17 protein-coding genes and 1 pseudogene are annotated in these 19791 nt (G+C 64.8%); 7 read left to right on the top strand and 11 right to left on the bottom strand.

What is annotated here, in order from left to right; genetic code table 11:
• Positions 1 to 69: 69 nt before the first annotated feature.
• The 5 genes and pseudogenes from DVR07_RS21055 to DVR07_RS21075 all read right to left on the bottom strand — a co-directional run bounded on the left by DVR07_RS21055 (position 70) and on the right by DVR07_RS21075 (position 5168).
• Positions 70 to 1713: a thiamine pyrophosphate-binding protein gene (locus DVR07_RS21055; RefSeq protein ID WP_115799293.1), complete on the bottom strand. Its 1644-nt coding sequence runs from the start codon at positions 1711 to 1713 to the stop codon at positions 70 to 72.
• A 177-nt stretch (positions 1714 to 1890) separates the two neighbouring features.
• The gene (locus DVR07_RS21060) at positions 1891 to 2658 is read right to left on the bottom strand and encodes an IclR family transcriptional regulator (RefSeq protein WP_115799294.1); all 768 of its coding nucleotides are present in this window, start codon (positions 2656 to 2658) and stop codon (positions 1891 to 1893) included.
• 213 nt (positions 2659 to 2871) lie between these two features.
• A complete protein-coding gene (locus DVR07_RS21065) occupies positions 2872 to 3144 on the bottom strand; it encodes a hypothetical protein (RefSeq protein ID WP_115799295.1) in 273 nt (90 codons plus the stop codon).
• Positions 3145 to 3517: 373 nt separating this feature from the next.
• A pseudogene (locus tag DVR07_RS22725) lies at positions 3518 to 4317 on the bottom strand (CoA transferase).
• A 68-nt stretch (positions 4318 to 4385) separates the two neighbouring features.
• Positions 4386 to 5168, bottom strand: a complete 783-nt coding sequence (locus tag DVR07_RS21075) for an enoyl-CoA hydratase/isomerase family protein (RefSeq protein WP_115799296.1) — start codon at positions 5166 to 5168, stop codon at positions 4386 to 4388.
• A gap of 167 nt (positions 5169 to 5335) precedes the next feature.
• Here DVR07_RS21075 and DVR07_RS21080 point away from each other — a divergent pair, with 167 nt between their 5' ends.
• Positions 5336 to 5869, top strand: a complete 534-nt coding sequence (locus DVR07_RS21080; protein ID WP_115799297.1) for an Ldh family oxidoreductase — start codon at positions 5336 to 5338, stop codon at positions 5867 to 5869.
• Positions 5870 to 6171: 302 nt separating this feature from the next.
• On the opposite strand, the gene DVR07_RS21085 is transcribed toward DVR07_RS21080, so the two are convergent.
• Together DVR07_RS21085 and DVR07_RS21090 are read right to left on the bottom strand one after the other, a co-directional pair.
• Positions 6172 to 7443, bottom strand: coding sequence for a CaiB/BaiF CoA transferase family protein (locus DVR07_RS21085; RefSeq protein WP_115799298.1), 1272 nt, complete (start codon positions 7441 to 7443; stop codon positions 6172 to 6174).
• Between the two features lie 281 nt (positions 7444 to 7724).
• The gene (locus tag DVR07_RS21090; RefSeq protein WP_115799299.1) at positions 7725 to 8132 is read right to left on the bottom strand and encodes a PPC domain-containing DNA-binding protein; all 408 of its coding nucleotides are present in this window, start codon (positions 8130 to 8132) and stop codon (positions 7725 to 7727) included.
• 512 nt (positions 8133 to 8644) lie between these two features.
• On the opposite strand from DVR07_RS21090, the gene DVR07_RS21095 reads away from it, so the two are divergent.
• The 6 genes from DVR07_RS21095 to DVR07_RS21120 all read left to right on the top strand — a co-directional run bounded on the left by DVR07_RS21095 (position 8645) and on the right by DVR07_RS21120 (position 15699).
• A complete protein-coding gene (locus DVR07_RS21095; RefSeq protein WP_162829664.1) occupies positions 8645 to 9415 on the top strand; it encodes an IclR family transcriptional regulator in 771 nt (256 codons plus the stop codon).
• A gap of 148 nt (positions 9416 to 9563) precedes the next feature.
• A complete protein-coding gene (locus DVR07_RS21100) occupies positions 9564 to 10748 on the top strand; it encodes an MFS transporter (protein WP_162829665.1) in 1185 nt (394 codons plus the stop codon).
• Positions 10749 to 10818: 70 nt separating this feature from the next.
• Positions 10819 to 11724, top strand: a complete 906-nt coding sequence (locus DVR07_RS21105) for an HpcH/HpaI aldolase/citrate lyase family protein (protein ID WP_115799302.1) — start codon at positions 10819 to 10821, stop codon at positions 11722 to 11724.
• A gap of 156 nt (positions 11725 to 11880) precedes the next feature.
• Positions 11881 to 13014 (top strand): MFS transporter, encoded by a 1134-nt coding sequence (locus DVR07_RS21110; protein ID WP_205411009.1) that lies wholly within the window; start codon positions 11881 to 11883, stop codon positions 13012 to 13014.
• A 122-nt stretch (positions 13015 to 13136) separates the two neighbouring features.
• Positions 13137 to 14306: a galactonate dehydratase gene (gene dgoD, locus DVR07_RS21115; protein WP_115799304.1), complete on the top strand. Its 1170-nt coding sequence runs from the start codon at positions 13137 to 13139 to the stop codon at positions 14304 to 14306.
• Between the two features lie 94 nt (positions 14307 to 14400).
• Positions 14401 to 15699 (top strand): MFS transporter, encoded by a 1299-nt coding sequence (locus DVR07_RS21120; RefSeq protein ID WP_162829666.1) that lies wholly within the window; start codon positions 14401 to 14403, stop codon positions 15697 to 15699.
• A gap of 46 nt (positions 15700 to 15745) precedes the next feature.
• Here DVR07_RS21120 and DVR07_RS21125 read toward each other — a convergent pair whose 3' ends face one another.
• The 4 genes from DVR07_RS21125 to DVR07_RS21140 all read right to left on the bottom strand — a co-directional run bounded on the left by DVR07_RS21125 (position 15746) and on the right by DVR07_RS21140 (position 19770).
• Positions 15746 to 16606, bottom strand: coding sequence for an HpcH/HpaI aldolase/citrate lyase family protein (locus tag DVR07_RS21125; RefSeq protein ID WP_115799306.1), 861 nt, complete (start codon positions 16604 to 16606; stop codon positions 15746 to 15748).
• 182 nt (positions 16607 to 16788) lie between these two features.
• Positions 16789 to 17652: an HpcH/HpaI aldolase/citrate lyase family protein gene (locus DVR07_RS21130; RefSeq protein WP_115799307.1), complete on the bottom strand. Its 864-nt coding sequence runs from the start codon at positions 17650 to 17652 to the stop codon at positions 16789 to 16791.
• Between the two features lie 208 nt (positions 17653 to 17860).
• Positions 17861 to 18781 carry an ABC transporter permease gene (locus DVR07_RS21135; protein ID WP_115799308.1) on the bottom strand — a complete coding sequence of 307 codons (921 nt, stop codon included), beginning with the start codon at positions 18779 to 18781 and terminating at the stop codon, positions 17861 to 17863.
• A complete protein-coding gene (locus tag DVR07_RS21140) occupies positions 18778 to 19770 on the bottom strand; it encodes an ABC transporter permease (protein ID WP_115799309.1) in 993 nt (330 codons plus the stop codon). The genes DVR07_RS21135 and DVR07_RS21140 overlap by 4 nt, the downstream gene beginning before the upstream one ends.
• Positions 19771 to 19791: the final 21 nt, after the last annotated feature.

Here is a 19791-nt window from a genome sequence, read left to right on the forward strand (position 1 = left end):
TCTTTCCGGAACATCCGTCCGCTCTCGAAGCTCGCCCGCGTCCCGCAGCCCGCTCACTCGGGGAGGAACTCACTCGGCCATGAACTGGCTGGCCTGGGGTTCCAGCGGGTCGGTCCGGACCTCGACCAGCGCCGGGCCGTCGCTCCGGAGCGCGGCGTCGAGGCCGTCGCGGATGTCGGCCGGCGCGTCGGCGCGATACGCGTCGACGCCCATCCCCTCCGCGACCGCCGTGAAGTCGACGGGCGCGTCGGCCCAGCCGTACTCCTGCTCGGAGAGCCGGTAGCTCCGGCCGGCCTCCTCGCTGATGATGGCGTAGTCGTCGTTGTTGAGGACCACGACCGTGACCGGCAGGTCCTCGACCGCTGCGGTGTGGAGTTCGTGGACGCACATCATGAGGCCGCCGTCGCCGGTCAGCGCGACGACTGGCGCGTCGGGGTTGGCGTACGCCGCGCCGATGGCCGACGGGAGCCCGGTCCCCATCGTCGCCCACGAGCCGGGGTTGACGTACTTCCGCGGCCCGGCGGCGTCGAAGACGTTGAGCGCCCAGACCCGGAAGCCGCCCGCGTCGACGGCGACGACCGCCTCCTCGGGGAGCGCGTTCCGGATCGCGCGCAGCGCCCGCACCGAGGTGATGGGGGTCGAATCGCCGAGCAGCGGGTCGAGTCGCTCGTCGGTCGCGTCCCGGACGGCACTCGCGCGCTCCGCGCCCAGGTCGGCGCGGTCGATGCCCGCGTCGTCAAGGCCCTCGGCGAGCGACGCCAGCACCCCGCGGGCGTCGCCGACGATGCCGACCGTCGGCTCGTAGCCCCGGCCGATGTCGCCCGCGCCCAGCGTCGCGTGGACGAGCGCGTCGGGCAGTTCGACCGACCACCCGCGGCTCGCGTGGGCGTCGAGGTCGGTCCCGACCGCGAGACAGGCGTCGGCGTCGGCGAGGCAGGTCAGCAGTTCGGGGCTGGCGCTGCCGCTCAGCGTCCCGGCGCTGAGGTCGTGGCGCTCCGGGACGACGCCCTTGCCCTTGTACGTCGTCACGATCGGCGCGCCGAGGCGCTCCGCGACGGCGACCAGTTCGTCGGTCGCGCCGGCCGCGCGGACGCCGCCGCCCGCCAGGACCACGGGATCGGCCGCGTCGGCCAGCAGGTCCCGGGCTTCCGCGACCGCGTCCGCCGGGACGCCGGCGGCGTACTCGGTGTCGAACTCGGGCGGGTCGGCGAGCGCGGCGTCCGCGGCGAGGAAGCTCTTCGGAATCCCGACCCGGACGGGCCCTTTCGGCGGCGTGCGAGCGACCGCGATGGCCCGCTCGACCTCGGCCACCGTCGCCTCCGGCGTCTCGACCAGCACGTTCTCCTTCACGACGTTGTCGTAGGTGTCGGGCGGCGTCTCGTGGATGGCGTCGCCGCCGCGGAGGTCGGGGTCGGTCTCGATGGCGAAGTGGACCAGCGGGACGCAGTCGTTGAGCGCGTTCTTCAGCCCGTTCATCGCGTTCATGTCGCCGGGCCCGGGGACCACCACCGTCGCCGCCATCCGGTCGCCGGTGGAGGCGTACCCCCACGCCTGGTGGGTCACCGCGGTCTCGTGGCGGGCCACGACGAACCGGATGTCGTCGCGCTCCCCGATGGTCTCGTTCAGCGGGAGCGACTGCTTTCCCGGAATCCCGAAGACGGTGTCTACGTCGTTGTCGACGAGGCTGTCGATCACGGCCTGATTGACGGTCACGCTCCCAACTCCGACCCGGGGTCACTTAAACGTTCGACGACCGGGCGACCGCGTTGGCGTTCGACAACCTCAAACACGTATATATTTGACTACTGCCCTTTCGCGCCCGCTCACTGCCGTACAAGTGTGAGTAAGGTGACTACCGTGCGTTTGAAGGAAACGAACGATCAGGGCCACTCACGAGAGCTCCGCGTTGACCTCGATCACGTTGGCCGTGCGGAGTAGCTCGTCCTTCAGTTCGGTCTCGATCTTGTCGTCGGTGATGCGGCGCGCCGGGCCGGAGATGCTGATGCCGCCGAGGACGCCGCCCTCGTCGTCGCGGAGCGGCGCCCCGATGCAGCGCACGCCCCGGACGCGCTCCTCGTCGTCGACGGCGTAGCCCCGCTCGCGGACCTCCTCGAGCCGACGCCGGAGCGTTTCGGGATCGGTGACGGTGTTCTCGGTCCGCCGGGGGAGCCCCGACTTGTCGACGATCTCCTCGACCCGGCGCTCGGGTAGGTGGGCCATCATCGCGAGGCCGACCGAGATGCAGTGGGGGTCGACGTACCGCCCGACGGGCGACGTCGTCTTGATCGCGTTCTCGCCCTCGACGCGGTGGACGACGACGGCCTTCGCCCCCTCGAGGAGCGCGAACTGCGTGCGCTCGCCCGTCATGTCCGCGAGCTTCTCCAGTTCGCTCGCGACCAGGTCGTAGATCTCGATGCGCTCCTTCACGCGCTCGGCCAGGCTGATCGGGCGGAGTCCGAGCTGGTACCCCTCGTCGGACTGGGTCACCAGTCCCTCGCGGGACAGGGTGGCCAGGTGGGTGTGGACCGTCCCCTTGGTTATCCCCAGTTCCTCGGCGAGCTCCGTGATCCCCATCGTCCCCTCCCGTTCGATCGCGCCGATGATCTCGCAGGTGCGCTCGACCGCCTGGATCGACCGCGGGGGTTCGTCGCGTTCCATAGGTCGTGTTGGCGCTCGGCCGGGTAAAAACGTTTTGCTGTGTCAAACGCAAGTGCAGCGAATCCCGCGGGGAACGGGCTCCATTTACTCGGACTTTCCCGTGCGAACTACCCGGACAGCCGGTCTCATGTCCGCGAATCCTTGCCGAGCATCCCGTTTGAGTGTGCAAAACAGATGGTCCGGTCGGATACGTGGAACCGGGTTGCCCGGTCCTCACAGCTCCCGACGCCGATAGCGGTACGCCGGAATCAGGAAGGGGAACAGCAGTGTCCCGACGAGGTGGAGGCCGGTGTCGGGTCGCCAGTTAGGACTGACCGAATCGAGGCCGCGGGCGTCCAGATGCATTGCGACGGGCGCGAGCAGGCACCCGACGACCATGAGAGCGAGCGACGACCGGATCACCTCGACGACGAGGTGGACGGATCCGAGGTACAGGCCGTAGTGCCACCGGCCCCAGTGGTCCGACTCGCCGTCGTACTCGGGCACGGCGGCCTCCGAGCCCCCGCCGTAGGCGAGGGCGATCCCCCAGTCGGGCGTTCTCCGCCGCCTCGCCTCGAGTCCTTTCCTTGAAGGACATACCCTATCAATGAGGCGCGACTGCGATATTCGTTCCGGTGTATCGTTCGGCGTCCCGGCCCGTCTCCCTCCCCGACTCATCCGTTTTCAATCACCAAGCGGTGACGCCGGACGTGGGCGCGACACTATCTCGTTACCTGCTGCTTCTCGACTATCGTTACAGTTCTAGACTTGTAATGGAAAGGTGCGTTAACAACTCATTAACCAAGCCGAACGCGGCGTAAGGTCGCATGTCTGCGAGCCGAATCACGCGAGAGAGCCGTCAGAGGACGACGCCCCGACCTCAGTACGACCGGGGCAGCCCGAGCACGTCTCGCTCACGTAGTTGAGCGCGAGCTGCTGGGTGATCGGGACCAGCCGGGTCAGCCGCGCCTCGCGGAAGTACCGCTCGCGTCGTACTCGGTGGCGACTCCGAAACCGCCGTGGGTCTGGACCGCGGCGTCCGCGGCCTCGAAGCACGCCTCCGCGGCGAGATACTTCGACATGTTGGCGCGCGCCGACGTCGGCGCTCTCCCCGTCTGTCTCGTCGGCGGCGTATGTCATCTGCTTAGCGGCCTGGACGCGGGCGTGAGCCTCCGCGATGGGATGTTGTATGGACTGGTTGGCGTCGATTGCCCGGCCGACCTTCACCGGGTCGCCGCCCTCCGTCTGGAGGATGAGGTCCAGTTCCTTCTTCTCCTTCGCGGGACCGGTCTCGCCGTACCCCTTGATGCTGGCGTAGATTATGCCCTCGTTGAACTCCCGGACGCCGTCGTAGCCGATGCCGAGCTTGTCGGTGACGCCGTAGCCGAAGTTCTCGACGAACACGTCTGCGTCGGCGAGCAGGTCGCGGGTCGCCTCCCGGCCGGCGTCGGTCTTCAGGTCGACGGTCACCGACTTCTTGTTCCGGTTGTTCGCCATGAAGTAGCCCGACTTGCCCGCCGGTCCGTGGCCCTGGTCACGGGCCGAACCGCCGGCACCCGGGCGCTCTATCTTGACGACGTCCGCCCCGAGGTCGGCGAGCAGCGCCCCGCAGAAGGGGCCGGCTCGGTGGACGGTCATCTCGACGACGGTCAGGTCCGACAGCGGTCCCTGTGACGACATATCCTACCAGACCCGGGGCAGGGACAAAAAATTTGGAAGCGGTTCCGGGCTCGAACCTCGACCGTCGACTATCCCTCGTTGAACTCGTCGACGAGCTCCCGGCGCTCGTCGGTGGCGAACTGCTCCCACCAGAGGTCGGCCTCGTACGCCCGCGCGGTCTCGATGTCGGGGGCGTTCGCGGCTTGGTTGATGGCCTTCTTGGAGTTCTTGACCGCCTGGCGGCCGGTGTCCTGGATGGAGTCGACGATTCCGTCGACCGTCTCGTCGAGCTCTTCGGGGGCGACCGCGTGGTTGACCAGGCCGATGCGCTCGGCCTCGTCGGCGCCGATGAAGTCCGCCGTCAGGGCGAGCTCCTTGGCCTTGGCCTCGCCGACGAGCTGGATCGCCCGGTAGTTCGACCCGCCGGTCGGGATCTGGCCGATGTTGCAGGTCGGGACGCCGAACTGCGACTCCTCGGTCGCGACCCGCATGTCGCAGTACATCGCGAGGATCATCCCGCCGCCCGCGCAGTAGCCGTCGATCTTCGCGATGACGGGCGCGTGGAGGTCGAGCGGCGCGCGGTAGATGTCGTAGAAGAGGTCCTGGCGGTCCTTCTGGCGCGGGTCGTGCTCCTCGACCGTGCCGGCGTACTGCTCGATGTCCGCCCCGGCGGAGAACGCGTCCTCGCCCTCGCCGGTGACGACCACGGCGTCGACGTCCCGGTCGAGCTGGAGCTCGGCGAACGCCCGCTGGAGGTCGAGCATCACCTCGGTGTTCAGCGCGTTGTACTTCTCGGGCCGGTGGAACTCGACGGTGGCGACGCCCTCGTCCACGTCCACCGTGATGCTCTCGTAGGCGCTGTAGAAGCCCATACACCGAACCGATACACAAGCTGCCGAGAAAGAACTTTGGGTGACATTCACAGCCGACGTCGCTATCGCCGGCGTCGTCGGTCGCTCCGACCGCGGGCGTCGCAACCCCGAGGCCGACGCGGTCCGCCTCGCAGAGAACTTATCACGGAGTCGGACCCGCAGTGAGTATGGCACCCATCGCCCCGGAGACGCTCCGCGAGGAGACGAAGGTCCTCGCGTTCGACCTCCGGGACACGCTGCTCGACCGCGAATCGACGCTCGTCCCGTCGCTCGCCGACCTGCTCGACGTCCACGGCAGCGACTACGACGCCGACGTGCTACTCCGGCGCTATCTGGCGATGCATTTCCGGGACTCGATAATCGACTCGCTGGTTCCGGGCCCGCACACACCGTTCACGGAGATCAGCCGCCGGGCGCTGGCGTACCGACTCGAACAGTTCGGCCTCGACGTCGCGACCAGTCAGGTCGCCCACGGCAAGATCCGCGAGCGGGCGGCGAGCGGCGACCCCGTCCCGCCGGACTGGACCGTCACTGAGCCGGGCGAGCCCGAGACCGACGCCGCGGCGTTCGAGGACGGCTCCGGCGCGCTGCTGCCGCTGGGCGGGACTGCGTCGGGGTACGAGGGGTTCGGGCTGGCGGTCGTCGCCGAACTGTTCGCGGACAGACTGAATACCAGAGGAGCAGCGAGCCGATGCCGGTGAGCACCGTCGCGGCGAGCAGCGACCCGGCGCCGAGCGCCACGACCCACTCGGGGACCCGGGCGAGCTGCTTCTCCGCCTCCTCCGGTTCGTGCTGGTCCGACCGGTCCTCGACGGCCTCCCGGTCGGCCTCGGGCGTGCTCTCGGCCGTCGCGGTCTCTGCTGTGCTCTCCTCGGCCGCCGTTGCGTCGCCCGCTGGCGCATCCAGGTCGGTCTCGCCTCCCGCCGCATCGGTGACCTCGCTCTCATCCGCCCCTGTCCGGTAGCGGTCCGAGGCGTCCTCGTCGCTCGTGGCGACGGCTCCGTCATTCGTCCGGAATCGCCCCGGCCTCTCTGAGCGACTCGATAGCCTCGTCGTCGTAGCCCAGCTCCCGGAGGGTGGGGACGGTGTCCTCGCCGAGCAGTGGGGGCGCCTTGTCGAACCCCGACTCGGCGTTCGCGAAGTTGAGTGGGTGTTCGACGACCGGAATTTCGCCCGCCGCGGGGTGTTCGGCCGACGACACGACGTCCCGGGCGTCGACCTGCTCGTTGTGGAGCGCCTCGTCGACGTTGTACACCGGTCCGACCGGGAGCCCCCGCTCCTCGGCGAGCAGTTCGACCCACTCGTCGGTCTCGCGCTCCCGGAAGGTCTCGGAGAGTTCTTCCTCGAGTTCGTCCATGTGCTCTACCCGGTCGGCGTTCGACGCGAACCGCGGGTCGTCGACCAGGTCCGGTCGGTCGACGGCCTCGCAGAGCTCGGACCAGAGCTTCTGGTTGGCCGCGGCGACGCTGAGGTGGCCGTCGGCAGTGGGGTACACCTGGTAGGGGGCGAGCACGGGGTCCTTCGTCCCCATCCGGGTCGGCTCCTCGCCGACGAACGCCTTGCCCGCCTGTTTCGTGAGCCACGGCAGTGCGGCGTCGAGCATCCCGAGCTCGACGCGCTCACCCTCGCCGGTCCGCTCGCGCCGGTATAGCGCGCCCATGATGCCGAACGCGGCCCACATCGCGGTGATGAGGTCGGTCTGGGGCAGTCCGACCTTGACCGGGTCGCCGTTCTCGGGGCCGGTCACGCTCATGATGCCGCTGGTCCCCTGGACGAGCAGGTCGTAGCCGGGTCGGTCGCTCCACGGGCCAGAGTCGCCGAACGCCGAGATGGAGCAGTAGACGAGTTCGTCGTTGATCTCCCGGAGGTCGTCGTAGCCGACGCCGAGCCGGTCGGCGGTCCCCGGCCGGTAGTTCTCGACGAACACGTCGGCCTTCTCGACCAGGTCGTAGAGCAGTTCCAGCCCCTCCTCGGTCTTGAGGTCGATCTCGACGCTCTTCTTGTCGTAGTTGACCGTCCAGAAGTACGGCGACTCGCCGCGGTCGCTGGCGGTCCTCCCCGGTCCGTCGTAGCCGTCGACGTCGACGAACGGCGGTCCCGAGTGGCGACTGTCGTCGCCGACCTCCGGGCGCTCGACCTTGATGACCTCCGCGCCCTGGTTCGCGAGCATGAGCGAGCAGAATCCGCCGGTGACGAACGTCGAGAGGTCGAGGACCCGCACGCCGTCGAGGATGCCCGACCCGCCGTCGTCCGTGCCATCGGTTGACTGTGACATGACTGTGGAAAGACCGACCGGTCGGATAAGATTTTGCATCGCTACCGACGCATCACCGGATGATTCCAAAACCTGGGGATGAATATAACTGTTACGCTGTCGCGCAATTGAACGGAGGATCACACGGAACAGGGCCTACAAGATCGTCATCCACTTTTTCATCACGATATGGTTCGTCACCTTCGTCGCACGCAAGGTGACGCTGGAGTCCGTCGGCGATGCGGGTTTCCATGTAGACGCGTTCTGGGGCCCGAATAATTCGGTAAAAGCAGCTGCCCCGGCTAGATGTCGAACACGTCGAGGCCGGTCCGCTCGTCGAGCTGGTGGGTCAGCGGTGTCTCGCCGAGCGTCACGATGATCTCGAAGGTGCCCGAGACCCGCGCGCCCGAGCAGTGGCCGCCCAGCGACTCGAAGGAGTCGTCGGCCACCTGGATGTGGGTGTGGATTTTGTCCGGGCCGATGTTGCCGAGGAAGCTCGTGACCTCGAACTGGCCGGTGAACTCCTCCTCGTTGTACTCCTGGTCCTCGGTATCGTAGTGGCCCAGCGTAACCCGGTCGACCGCGCCGATGGCGGTCAGGAAACCGTTCTCGATGTCGTACTCCTCGCGCAAATCGTCGAGCGTGTCGAGGACCTCCTCGCCGGGGTCGAGTCGAACGACGATTCGGTCGCCTTCGCGTACGTGATTCATGTTCCGTTCACCTCGACGGCCACAGCCCACTTTGTTTTTCCCCTTATGCAACCTTTTGACTGTGTGGTTCAGTTGGGTGACTACTGGACTGCATTTAAACAGATATAATTACCGCTATAATTTCAGTTGAATATTATCATATCTGATTGTACCCGTGTCGATTGCTTCCGTTCGTCAAGGTGGGTGGACGGCAGAATCTGCTACCCGCATTGCCACTGTAGCACCGCAACCTCTACCCGTTCCATCCCGTTCTCGATAATCGAACAGCAGAATCGAGAGCTTGTTTCTGAAGTACCGTAACAGCACTAATTTTGTTATAGAAGGCGACCCTGACACTGAGTAAGTCCCCTACGGTGTTTCGGTATCGAGAACGAGATCTCTGATATTTCCAGTTGGATGGCGGCGCTGTCGTACGACACAGAGTCGTATTCGGCCCACTATCTTATTTTCCTATATATTAATATGAAAACAAACGCGGAACGCTTATGGGAATGAATATCATGGAAGCACATATGAACAGGCGAACGGGCGCAGGAAACACGGTCCAGTCGGTCGAGACGGCGTTCTCGATTATCGAACTGCTCCGGCAGAACGGCGGTGCGGGAGTCACGGAGATCGCCGACGAACTCGATATGTCCAAGGGGGCTATCCACCGATACCTGGTAAGCCTCTGCGAGCAGGGGAGCGTAGTGAAGGAGGACGGCATCTACCGGCTCGGACTGCGGTTTCTGGATCTCGGCCAGTACGTCCAGTATCGTCACGAAGCCAGCGAGATTACTGAGCCGAAGGTCGAACAGCTCGCCGAGATGACGGGCGAACGCGCGCAGTTCATCGTCGAAGAACGGGGCAAGGGCGTCTATCTCCATCTCTCTGAAGGCGAAAACGCGGTGTCGACCGGCGCCTACGTCGGGAAGGTGATCAACCTGACTACGGCCGCGTCCGGGAAAGCTATCCTCGCGCACCTCCCCAACGAGGAGGTTGAGGAGATCCTTGACCACCACGGGTTCCGGAAGCGCACGTCCCGAACTATCGTCAACCGGGATCGGCTGTTCGAGGAACTAGAAACTGTACGAGACCAGGGATACGCGATCAACCTTGGCGAGCACGTCTCGAGACTGGGGGGCATCGCGGTGCCGGTCTTCGGTCCGGACGACGACGTACTCGGGTCGCTCAGCATCGGCGGTCCCGTGAACCGCATCGAGCAACGCATCGAGAACGAGGAGATACCTGCGCAACTCAACGGCATCGCGAACGAGATTGAACTCAAACTGGCGTACGACTGATGACAGTTGCGACTGTTCCTGTTCATCGGCGAGACGACGAATACGACGAGGGGGCGACGAACGGCCAGTGTTCGGCCGACCGTCCTGGAACTGTCGCCGTTGGCGTCCTCCGCAAAGCAGATTGTCTCTGCCCGCGATACCACGTGCAGTGACACCACGGAAACCGGACCAGGAACTGCTTCTGCGGGGCCACACCGGTCGCGTCTTTCTCCTCGTCACGCTGGCGTATCTGGCGATCAAGACCGGACAACGTCTTCTCCCGCCCCTGCTCCCGTTTATTGTCGACGACTTCGGAATCACGTCATTCGTTGCGGGCATCGCGCTGTCGGTCATGGCGGTCGTCCGTGCAGTTCTCCAGTTCCCGAGCGGACGATTTTCCGACGGACTGTCGCGGGCTACGATTCTGTTCGTCGCGTTCAGTCTCGGCATCTTGGGGTTCACGCTCCTCGTCGCGACACCGACCTACCCCGTCTTCCTCGCGTCCGTCTGTGTCCTGGGGAGCGCGATTGGACTGTTCGACCCCGCCGCGAGGGCGCTCATCTCGGACCTGTTCCACGAGAAGCGCGGACGGGCGTTCGGACTACACACGCTCGCCGGTGACTTGGCCGGAATCGTGGCTGCCGGTATGGCCGTCGCTCTGACGGCCAGGACCTGGCGAACTGCGTTCGTTCCCTCGATCGGTGTGCTCATCCCTGCCTTATTCGTCTTCAAACTCTGGAGTCGGGAAGCGGTCGTGTTCGAGTGGATTACGATGGACGTCAGGGAGACGGTCAGTCGTCTGTCACGCGTCTCTCGCCTCCGCTGGGCGCTTCTAGCGTACTCGTTCACCGTCTTCGCAAGTATCGGCGTTACGAGTTTCCTCCCGACCTTTCTGGTGTCCGTCCACGACTTTCCCGTCGATGTCGCGGGTGGGGCGTTCGCCCTCCTCTACGGCGTCGGCATCGTCGTCAAGCCGATCTCCGGGTGGCTCTCGGATTGCGTGCCCCGGTTGGCTATCGTCGGTGGTGGAACGCTTCTAGCGAGTATCAGCCTGCTGTCGCTCGTTCTAGCGCCGAGTTTCGCGACTGCTATCGCCGCCGTCGTCTGTTACGCCGTCGGGCAGCGAGCGTTTCCGCCACCGTTCAATGCGTACCTCATGGACCGGTTCCCCGACGACAGCATGGGCGGAGATTTGGGTGCGATGCGCACCGTCTATCTGGGCTTCGGTAGTCTCGGGCCCGCCTACGTCGGTTTCGTGGCGGACAACTTCGGCTACGACGTCGCGTTCGCGAGCATCGTCTTCTTCTTCCTGGGCGCCGCTACGATCACGCTCTGGTTGATTCCATCTCGGTAGTTGACTCGCCGCGACGACCGGTGCGCGAGTCGGGGATAAATATATTGCGGAGCCCACAGTACCTAACGGTATGTCCGTTCGCCGCAGCGAGCTGACCACCCCAGCCAGCGATATCAACATGTTGGAAAAGGCCTCGAACAGTCCGGCCGACGAGGTGATGATAGACCTGGAGGACTCGGTGGCCCACGACGAGAAGGTGGATTCGCGGTCCAACGTGATCGACGCGGTTGAGCAGTTCGATTGGGAGGGAAAGCTGATCTCGCTCCGAATGAACGGCCTCGACACGCCGTACGCATACGGAGACGTGATTACCGTCGTGGAGGCAGTAGGTGAACACATCGATACGATCGTCCTTCCAAAAGCCAGGCAGTCGGAGGACATCTACATGCTGGACAAACTTCTCACCCAGATTGAGGAGAACAACGCAATCGAGGATGGTCTGGGAATCGAGGTACTGATAGAGGTGACCGAGGCGGTCCAGAACGTCGACGAGATCGCTGCCGCCAGCGACCGACTCGAATCGCTCATCTTCGGGCCCGGAGACTACTCGGTCTCGCTCGCTATCCCGCACCCCGGCAGCGACTACAGTGAGGAGACCTACCCGGGGGACAAGTGGCACCACGTTCGGACCGCCATCGTGAACGCCGCGCGCACGAACGGACTCGACGCAATCGACGGACCGTTCGCCGACTTCTCCGACCCTGAGGCGTACCGTCGACAGTGTTCGTGGTCCAGGCAACTCGGTTTCGTCGGCAAGTGGGCGATCCATCCCAGCCAGATAGGGATCGCCAACGAGGTCTACACGCCGAGCGAGGAGGAGCTCACGTACGCACAGAAGGTCAAGCAGGCGATGGATCGTGCCGAGGAAGAGGGACGAGGCGCGGCTCGGGTCGACGGGAGCATGGTCGACATCGCGAACCGGAAGTACGCCGAAGAGATCCTCGAACGGGGAGAAGAACTCGGACTCGGCGACTGATCGCCGGACACCGGGCGGACTCGACGAGAGCGCGCCGATGACGGTCGTGCCCCTCCGGACCCGCACGAACAACGGACAGCCGACACACCGACCGTGGAAGGAGAAACGATAGACGCCGAACGCCGGGAACGACTGTTCGCCGGGTACACCGGCCAGATGTCGACTATCCTCGGGATTGGGTGGGCGACGACGCAGCTCGGCCGGCAGGTGCTCCCGCCGCTACTCCCGACGATCACGCAACGACTGGCAATCACGCCCTCGGAGGCCGGACTCGCACTGACGCTCATGTGGGGAGCGTACGCGCTGGTGCACTATCCCGGCGGTCGGTACTCCGACGAACTGACGCGAAAGACCGTTCTGATGGCCGGACTCGGGGTGATGGTCGTCGGTTTCGCCGTCCTGCTGACCGTGTTCTCGTACGCCCCCTTCCTCGTGGGCGTCACGTTAGTCGGCATCGGTGCCGGACTCTACTTCGTACCGATGCGGGCCCTGCTGGCCGACCTCTTCGTCGAGCAACGGGGGAGGGCGTTGGGAATCAATCTCGCTGCCGGGATGGCCGGCAGCGTGCTGGCAGCGGGACTCGCTATCGTCGCGCTCCGCGTTGCAACCTGGAAGGCCGCGTTCGCTCCGATTCTCGTCACCATGGTCGTCGTCGCTGTTTCGTTGCAGCGCCGGTGTCGAGAATCCTACTCGCTCTCGTGGGTCGATCTCGAACTTCGGGAATCCGTCAGGCGGGTATTCGGGTCGTGGCGGATCCGCCAGTTCGTCATCGCGTACTCGCTGTGGGCGTTCACGTTCCAGGCAATCATCAACTTCCTGCCTACGTTCCTGCAGGCGAACGGCTTCTCGTCGGGCCTCGCGACGATGGGATTCGCACTGTTCTTCGTCGCGGCCACGGTGGTCATGCCGCTCGCCGGGAATCTCGGTGACGACATCGGTCACGTCCCCGTCGCTGTCGGGGGAATCCTGCTTGGCGTCGTCGGACTGATCGGGATGCTCCTCGCGCCGACCGTGCCGACGATACTGCTCTCGATTGTCGTCTTCTCGGCGGGGCTGATGGCCTATCCGCCGGTCATGCAGGCCCATCTTATGGACGTTTTCCCGACCGGAGACGTCGGCGGCGATTTCGGCGTCTTCAAAACCGTCTACACCGCAATCGGTAGCCTCGGTCCGACGTACGCAGGCGTAGTCGCCGAGCGAACCGGGTTCGCGGTCGCTTTCGGCAGCACCGCGGGCTTTCTCCTGCTCGGCGCGGGATTCACGATAGTGGTGTTGAACAAAGGCGGCTGAACTTCCGGTTCGACGGCCGCTGACCTTCGTCAGGGGCTTCCGGAACCCCTCCGAGAGGATGCTATCGGCTATCCAACCATAGAATTATTACTCCGGCGAAAGACGTGTGAGTGTAGATTGCTATGGAAATCACGAAGCTAGAAACGCATCTCGTCGGAAACGAGACGGATCACGCTGTCGACCGCTGGCTGTTCGTGCGAATCCACACCGACGAGGGTATCGTCGGAACCGGCGAAGCGGGCGCCTGGGGCTACCTCGAGCCGTGCGAACGAGCGATGGAGACGTTCGGACGGTATCTCGTCGGCAAAGACCCGCTACGGCGAGACCACCACTGGCAGTACCTCTACCGGAACGCTCACTTCCGGGGGGCGGTCCTCATGGGCGCTCTCAGCGCCATCGACGTCGCGCTGTGGGACATCGCCGGGAAGCACTTCGGCGTCCCCGTCTACCAGTTGCTCGGCGGGCAGTGCCGGGACACGGCCCGCGCGTACGTCCACGCTTTCGGCGAGACCACCGAGGAACTCGCCGCGGAGTGTCGAGCGGCGAAGGAAGCGGGATTCACAGCCGTCGGCCATCTGTCGCCCCTGCTCGACGAACCCCGAGAGGAACCGTACTTCGAGACCCACGCGGGGATGATCACTGATGCCGTCGACAGGGTTCGGACGTATCGAGAGGCCGTGGGGAACGACGTGGACCTCTGCATCGAGATCCATCGGCGACTCGATCCCGAGCAGGCGATTCCGCTGGCGAAGGAGATCGCGCAGTTCCACCCGTTCTTCTACGAGGACCCGGTGCGGCCCGACAACTTCGACGCGATGGCGAAGGTGGCGGACGACATCGACGTCCCGATCGCGACCGGGGAGCGACTGCACACCCCTTACGAGTTCAACATGCTGCTCCGGCGGGATGCGGTCCAGTTCGTCCGTCCGAATCTCGGTCTGGCCGGCGGATTCAGTCAGGTGAAGAAAATCGCGGGACTCGCCGAAGCCAATCACGTCGACGTCGTCCCGCACAATCCGCTCAGTCCCGTCAGCACCGCGGCCGGTCTCCAGTTGGCTGCGTCGATCCCCAACTTCGGTCTCCAGGAGTTCCCCTTCCGACCGAGCAAGGGCGAGGCCCCCGGGGAGCACCTGATAGAGAGCTCCCTGGAGTGGGAAGACGGGTATCTCCGGATTCCGGACGAGCCCGGACTGGGTATCACGGTGGACGAGGAGGCGCTGACCGAACACGGACACGAACCGCGGGAGCTGGTTACGCGACTTCACGAGGACGGCTCCGTCGTCGATCAGTGACCTCCCGAGCGACATCCAGGACAGCCCCTGCTCGCGCCCGACTCGAGCATGGGCGCGGTCGGAGTCGACGTGTCGGTGCGACAGAATCAGTTCCGTGGGGAGACGCGTCGAGAGACGGCTGTCGGTCGTCGCACTGGCAATCGAGCACCGACCTCCCGGCTTGATCGTAACCATGTTCCCGAACACGACGGAGATACGTGCCGCCATCCGACGATGGTGGGGTCTCGTCTACGACGACCGTACACCCGTTCTGGCGACAGTCGCGATCGGCTGGCTCATCATCCTCGGAATGCGGTTCGTCGTGCCGGCGATACTCCCGGACGTCAAGGGGGACCTCCAGATCGGAAACACGATGGCGGGGATCGCCGTCTCCCTTCTCTGGGTCACGTACGCGCTCATGCAGTTCCCCTCGGGGATCTTCATCGACCGAATCGGAGAGCGGTCGGTCATAATCGGGAGCCTGGTGGTGAGCGGGCTCGGAATCGTTCTCTTCTCGGTCACGCCGGACGTCGCCGCGTTCCTCGCCGCCTGCGCCCTCTTCGGACTCGGTACGGGGTTGTTCGGGACGCCGCGGGTGACGATAATCTCCCGAACGTACCCGGAGAACGACGGGACCGCCCTCGGCCTGACGTTTGCAGCGGGCAGTGTGGGTGCAGCGCTGTTTCCGATAGCCGCGGCCGCCATCAGTCTTCGCATCGGCTGGCGGGCGAGCTTTGCGGTCGTGCTTCCGCTCTTCGCTCTCGTCATGGTCGGTGTGCTGTACGTCGTTCCGGAGGGGTCGGACGAGAGCGCAGTCGACGAGCTGTCCTTCCACACAGTCAGACGGATGAAGACTGCACTGGTCCGGCGTCCGGTCCTGCTGGCCGGCGGCGGGATGACGATCGTCGTGTTCAGTTTCCAGGGGCTCACCGCCTTCCTCCCGATCTACCTCATCACCGAGAAGGGGCTCGCGCAGAGCACCGCGGGGCTGTTGTACGGCCTCTTCTTCGCTACCGGCGCTCTGATCCAACCGACGGCGGGGTACATCGCCGACAGGTACGGTGACCGGAATGCACTCGTTGCGATCACGTGTCTGTACACGCTGGGACTCCTCGCACTCCCCTTCGCGACTCGAATCGAATCGCTCGTCGCCCTGGCCGTCGTCCTCGGGACGCGTTCGGGAATCGGCCCGATAAACAACGGGTACCTGGTGTCTGTCATCCCCGACGATATTCGGGGTGCAGGGTACGGCCTCCTCCGCACGACGTACATGACCGTCGCCTCGACGGGGTCGATCGCCGTCGGAGCGCTCTCGGACGCCGGATGGTTCGACGCCGCCTTCCTGTTCCTCGGAACGCTGACGGCCGTCGCAACCGTTCTCTACGTGGTTCTTCCGAGCAGAGCCACCGCCTGAAAAGATGGTCGTAATGGGTGGCTCCGATCACCGACCGCAGAGCGGTTCAGTCGCCACCGGCGATGGCCTCGTCGCGCCGGAGGATGTTCCGGTATCGCTCGACTATCGCCGTGTCGAGGAACACCCCGTCGATTACAATCGAGTCGGTCTCGACCGCCTCGTACTCGTCGAGCAATTGTCTGGCCCGTTCGACGAGGTCCTCGTCCGGCGTATACTCCTCGTTGATGATGTCGATCTGACCCGGGTGGATCGCCGCCTGCCCGACGTACCCTAGCTCGTAGAACTCCCTCGCCATCTCTCGCTGGCCCTCGTCGTCGTCGATGTCGGTGTGGACAGTCCCAGTCGGTTGGAGGCCGCCGATGGAGGCGTACCCCGTGACGAGGTGGCTCAGGAACTCCCGCACTCGAGTCGGCGTCCCCGGAGCGCCGATCGTCCGGCAGTAGTCGCCGATACCGAACGACATCGCGGTCACCTGCGGGATGTCCCGACAGGTAGTGGCGATCTCCGCCCCTGAGTAGATTCCCTCGGGACTTTCCATCGTGACGATGAACTCCGGAAGGTCGTCGGTGAGTTGGTTCGCCGCCTCGACGACGGTGATCACTTCCTGGGGCGATTCGATCATCGGCAGCTTGATCGTGTGGACCCCGGCCTCGATCGCGGCCTCGAGGTCCGCCAGCCAGTACGGCGTCGCCAGACCGTTGATCCGGACGCAGATCTCCTTCTCGCCGAAATCCACGTCCGACATCACCGTCCGGGCGTTCTCGCGTGCTTCCTCCTTCCGCGACCGGGGGACCGCGTCCTCGAAGTCGAAGATCAGTGCGTCCGCGTTCGTTCCGGCCGCCTTCTCCAGCAACTCCAGCTTATCGCCCGGAGTGTAGAGAAACGAGCGTCTGATGCGTTGTACCATTCTTGGCCCACCTGTGGTCGTGTAACCGATATCAACTGAGATACCATTGGTAATAAATCTACTGTCGGCGTGGACTGCACTCACCGTACAGGCCCAAATTGGCCGTTTTCCGCTTCGAGGACGACTCGTTGGAAGGTGGAAAAAGAGGTCGAATTACCCCGGTCCGCGGACTCGCTGACAGTTCAGCCGTCTCCGGCGACGGCCTCGTAGCGCCGGAGGATGTTCCGGTATCGCTCGACGACTGCCGTGTCGAGGAACACCCCGTCGATTACAATCGAGTCGGTCTCGACCGCCTCGTACTCGTCGATCAGGTGCCTCGCCCGTTCGACGAGGTCGTCGCCCGGCGTGTACGCCTCGTTGACGATGTCGATCTGGTCCGGATGGATGGCTGCCTGCCCGACGTACCCCAGTTCGTAGAACTGCTCCGCGCTCGCTCGCTGTCCATCGAGGTCGTCGATGTCGGAGTGGACGGCTCCGAGCGGCTGGAGGTCGCCGATCGAGGCGTAGGCGGTGACGAGATGACTCAGGAAATCCCGCACGCTGTCCGGGGTGACTCCCGGAGCGCCAATCGTTCGGCAGTAGTCACCGAGGCCGAACGAGAGCATGGTCACCTGCGGAACGTCCCGGCAGGTAGTGGCGATGTCCTTGCCCGAGAGAATCCCGTCGGGCGTCTCCATCACGACGCAGAACTCCGGAAGGTCGTCGGTGAGTTGGTTCGCCGCCTCGACGGCAGTGACCACTTCCTGGGGCGATTCGATCATCGGCAGCTTGATCGTGTGGACCCCGGCCTCGATCGCGGCCTCGAGGTCCGCCAGCCAGTACGGCGTCGCCAGACCGTTGATCCGGACGCAGATCTCCTTCTCGCCGAAGTCGACCTCCGACAGGACAGTTTGGACGTTCTCGCGTGCTTCCTCCTTCCGCGACCGGGGGACCGCGTCCTCGAAGTCGAAGATCAGTGCGTCCGCGTTCGTTCCGGCCGCCTTCTCCAGCAACTCCGGCTTATCACCCGGGGTGAACAGGAACGAGCGTCTGATGCGTTGTACCATTATTGACGTCCCCTAACAGTGCGAATTGTTCACTAGCAGGGCAATAAAGCTAGGGTCACGACAACCCTGAAGGGTCGTGACGGTCGCGCTGCGGGCGTTTCGTCGGCGAAATAGGAATCGAGCTACTGCGGTGGTTTCAAGGGCGGAAGCCGACGGGACGTTCGACGGAGGAAGGGGCCTGCCTCCAGATAGCGGACACGGAGTCCGCTCACTGGGACTTCAGCTCGGGGTTGATCTCCTCCTCGTAGGCCCGCCCGACGAAGAACACGGAGACGGTCACGGCCGCGATACCGATCGCCGGGGGAAGCACCCACCACCAGGCGCTCCGCATCGCGCCGGCCTCGAACGACGCGCGCAGCATCCGGCCCCAGCTCGTCTTGGTCGGGTCGCCGAAGCCGAGGAACGCGAGTCCGGCAGCGGCAGTAATCGCCCACGCCGTGCTGTACGCACTGTAGAGCAGACCGATGGGAAGGACGTTCGGAGCGACGTGGAGGAACATCGTCCGCAGGTTCCCCGCGCCGCTCGCTCGCGCAGACTTCACGAAGGTCCGCTCCTTGACGCTCAGGACCTCCGACCGGACGACCCGTGCGGTGAGCTTCCACAGCAGCGCCAGGATGATGACCGCGATAATCCAGATGTTCGGCTCGACGAAGGTGAGCAGGAGCAGCTCGATGGGGAGCGCCGGCACGGCGAACGTCAGGTCGGTCAACCGCATCAGCACCTGGTCGACGTATCCCCCGTAGTAGCCCGCCGTCAGTCCGACGAGGAAGCCCAGCATCCCCGAGAGGAATCCCCCCACGAAGCCGGCGATCAACGTCGGTCGCGCCCCCGCCAGGAACTGACTGAAAATATCCTTGCCGTACTGGGTCGTCCCCATCGGCGCCGCCTGCGTCGGCGCGGAGAGGCGCAACAGGGATCCGTCGGAACCGGTGATGAAGTCCTCGATGGGATGGTGTGGTGCGAGATACGGGCCGAAGAATCCGAGGAAGATGAACACGGCCAGCACGACGGTCCCGATCAGCGCGCTGTAGTCCTGGGAGATGATGCTCCAGTGCCATCTGACCGACTCCGCCGCGTCGTCGGTCGCCCGCTGGACTCGCTCCCGGAGGGTCGGCGTGGTCGTGCTCATGCTGTCGCCTCCCCGACGCTGACGGTCGGATCGAGGTACCCGTAGAGGATGTCCGCCATGAGGTTCCCCAGAATGACCGCGACCGCCATGATGAACACCGCGGCCTGGACGGTGGTGTAGTCGGCTCGCTGTATCGCGAGCACGAGCTCGCGGCCGACTCCCGGCCAGGCGAACACGACTTCGAGGAGGACGAGGCCCTGGAAGATCATCCCCGTCCGGAGTGCGAAGTACGTCACGATGGGTAGCAGCGAGTTCCGGCCGGCGCGGTAGAGCTGCTCGGTGTCGCTCATCCCCTTCGCCTTGTGGAGCTTGAGGAACTCCGACCCCGTCTTCTCGACGACGCCGTTCCGCGCCAGGAGCAGGAAGTCGCCGCTGTAGTACAGCGCCGCCGCGGTGAACGGCAGGATGTAGTGCTGCAGGAAGTCCACCGAGAGGAACTTCTCCTGCCACGTGGTCGGTGACGCAGCGGGGCTACGCATCCCGAACACAGGGAGCAAGTCCAGCCCGTACGCGAATATCATGAGCAGGAATATCGCCGTGATGAAGATCGGGGTCGATCGGAAGACCGTGGTGATGACTATCGACCACTTCTCGAACAGGCCGCCACGGTTCCACCCCGCGTAGAACCCGGCGAGGGTGCTCACGATGGCCGTCGTGACCAGCGCCGGTAACAGGACGATCAGGGAGTTCATGATTCTCCCACCGAGCAGTTCCATGACCGGCTGCCCGGTCCGCAGCGAGACCCCGAACTGGAGCGTCAGCAGCGAGGTCAGATACTGGAAGTACTGGACGTGCAACGGCTCGTCGAGCCCGTACTGCGCCCGCAGCTCGGCCGCAGTCTGCGGGTCGATGTTTCCTGTTGCCAACAGCGTCGTGAGAGGATTCCCCGGAGCGAGTCGCAGTACGACGAAGATTATCGTAACTGCCGCGATTGTCAGTACGAACGCCGTCACTAGCCGTTTGAGAAGGAATCGGTGAAATTTACTCATGATGATTGGGGGTGGAAGTGA

It is taken from the genome of Halorussus rarus (assembly GCF_003369835.1).
Classification (GTDB): domain Archaea; phylum Halobacteriota; class Halobacteria; order Halobacteriales; family Haladaptataceae; genus Halorussus; species Halorussus rarus.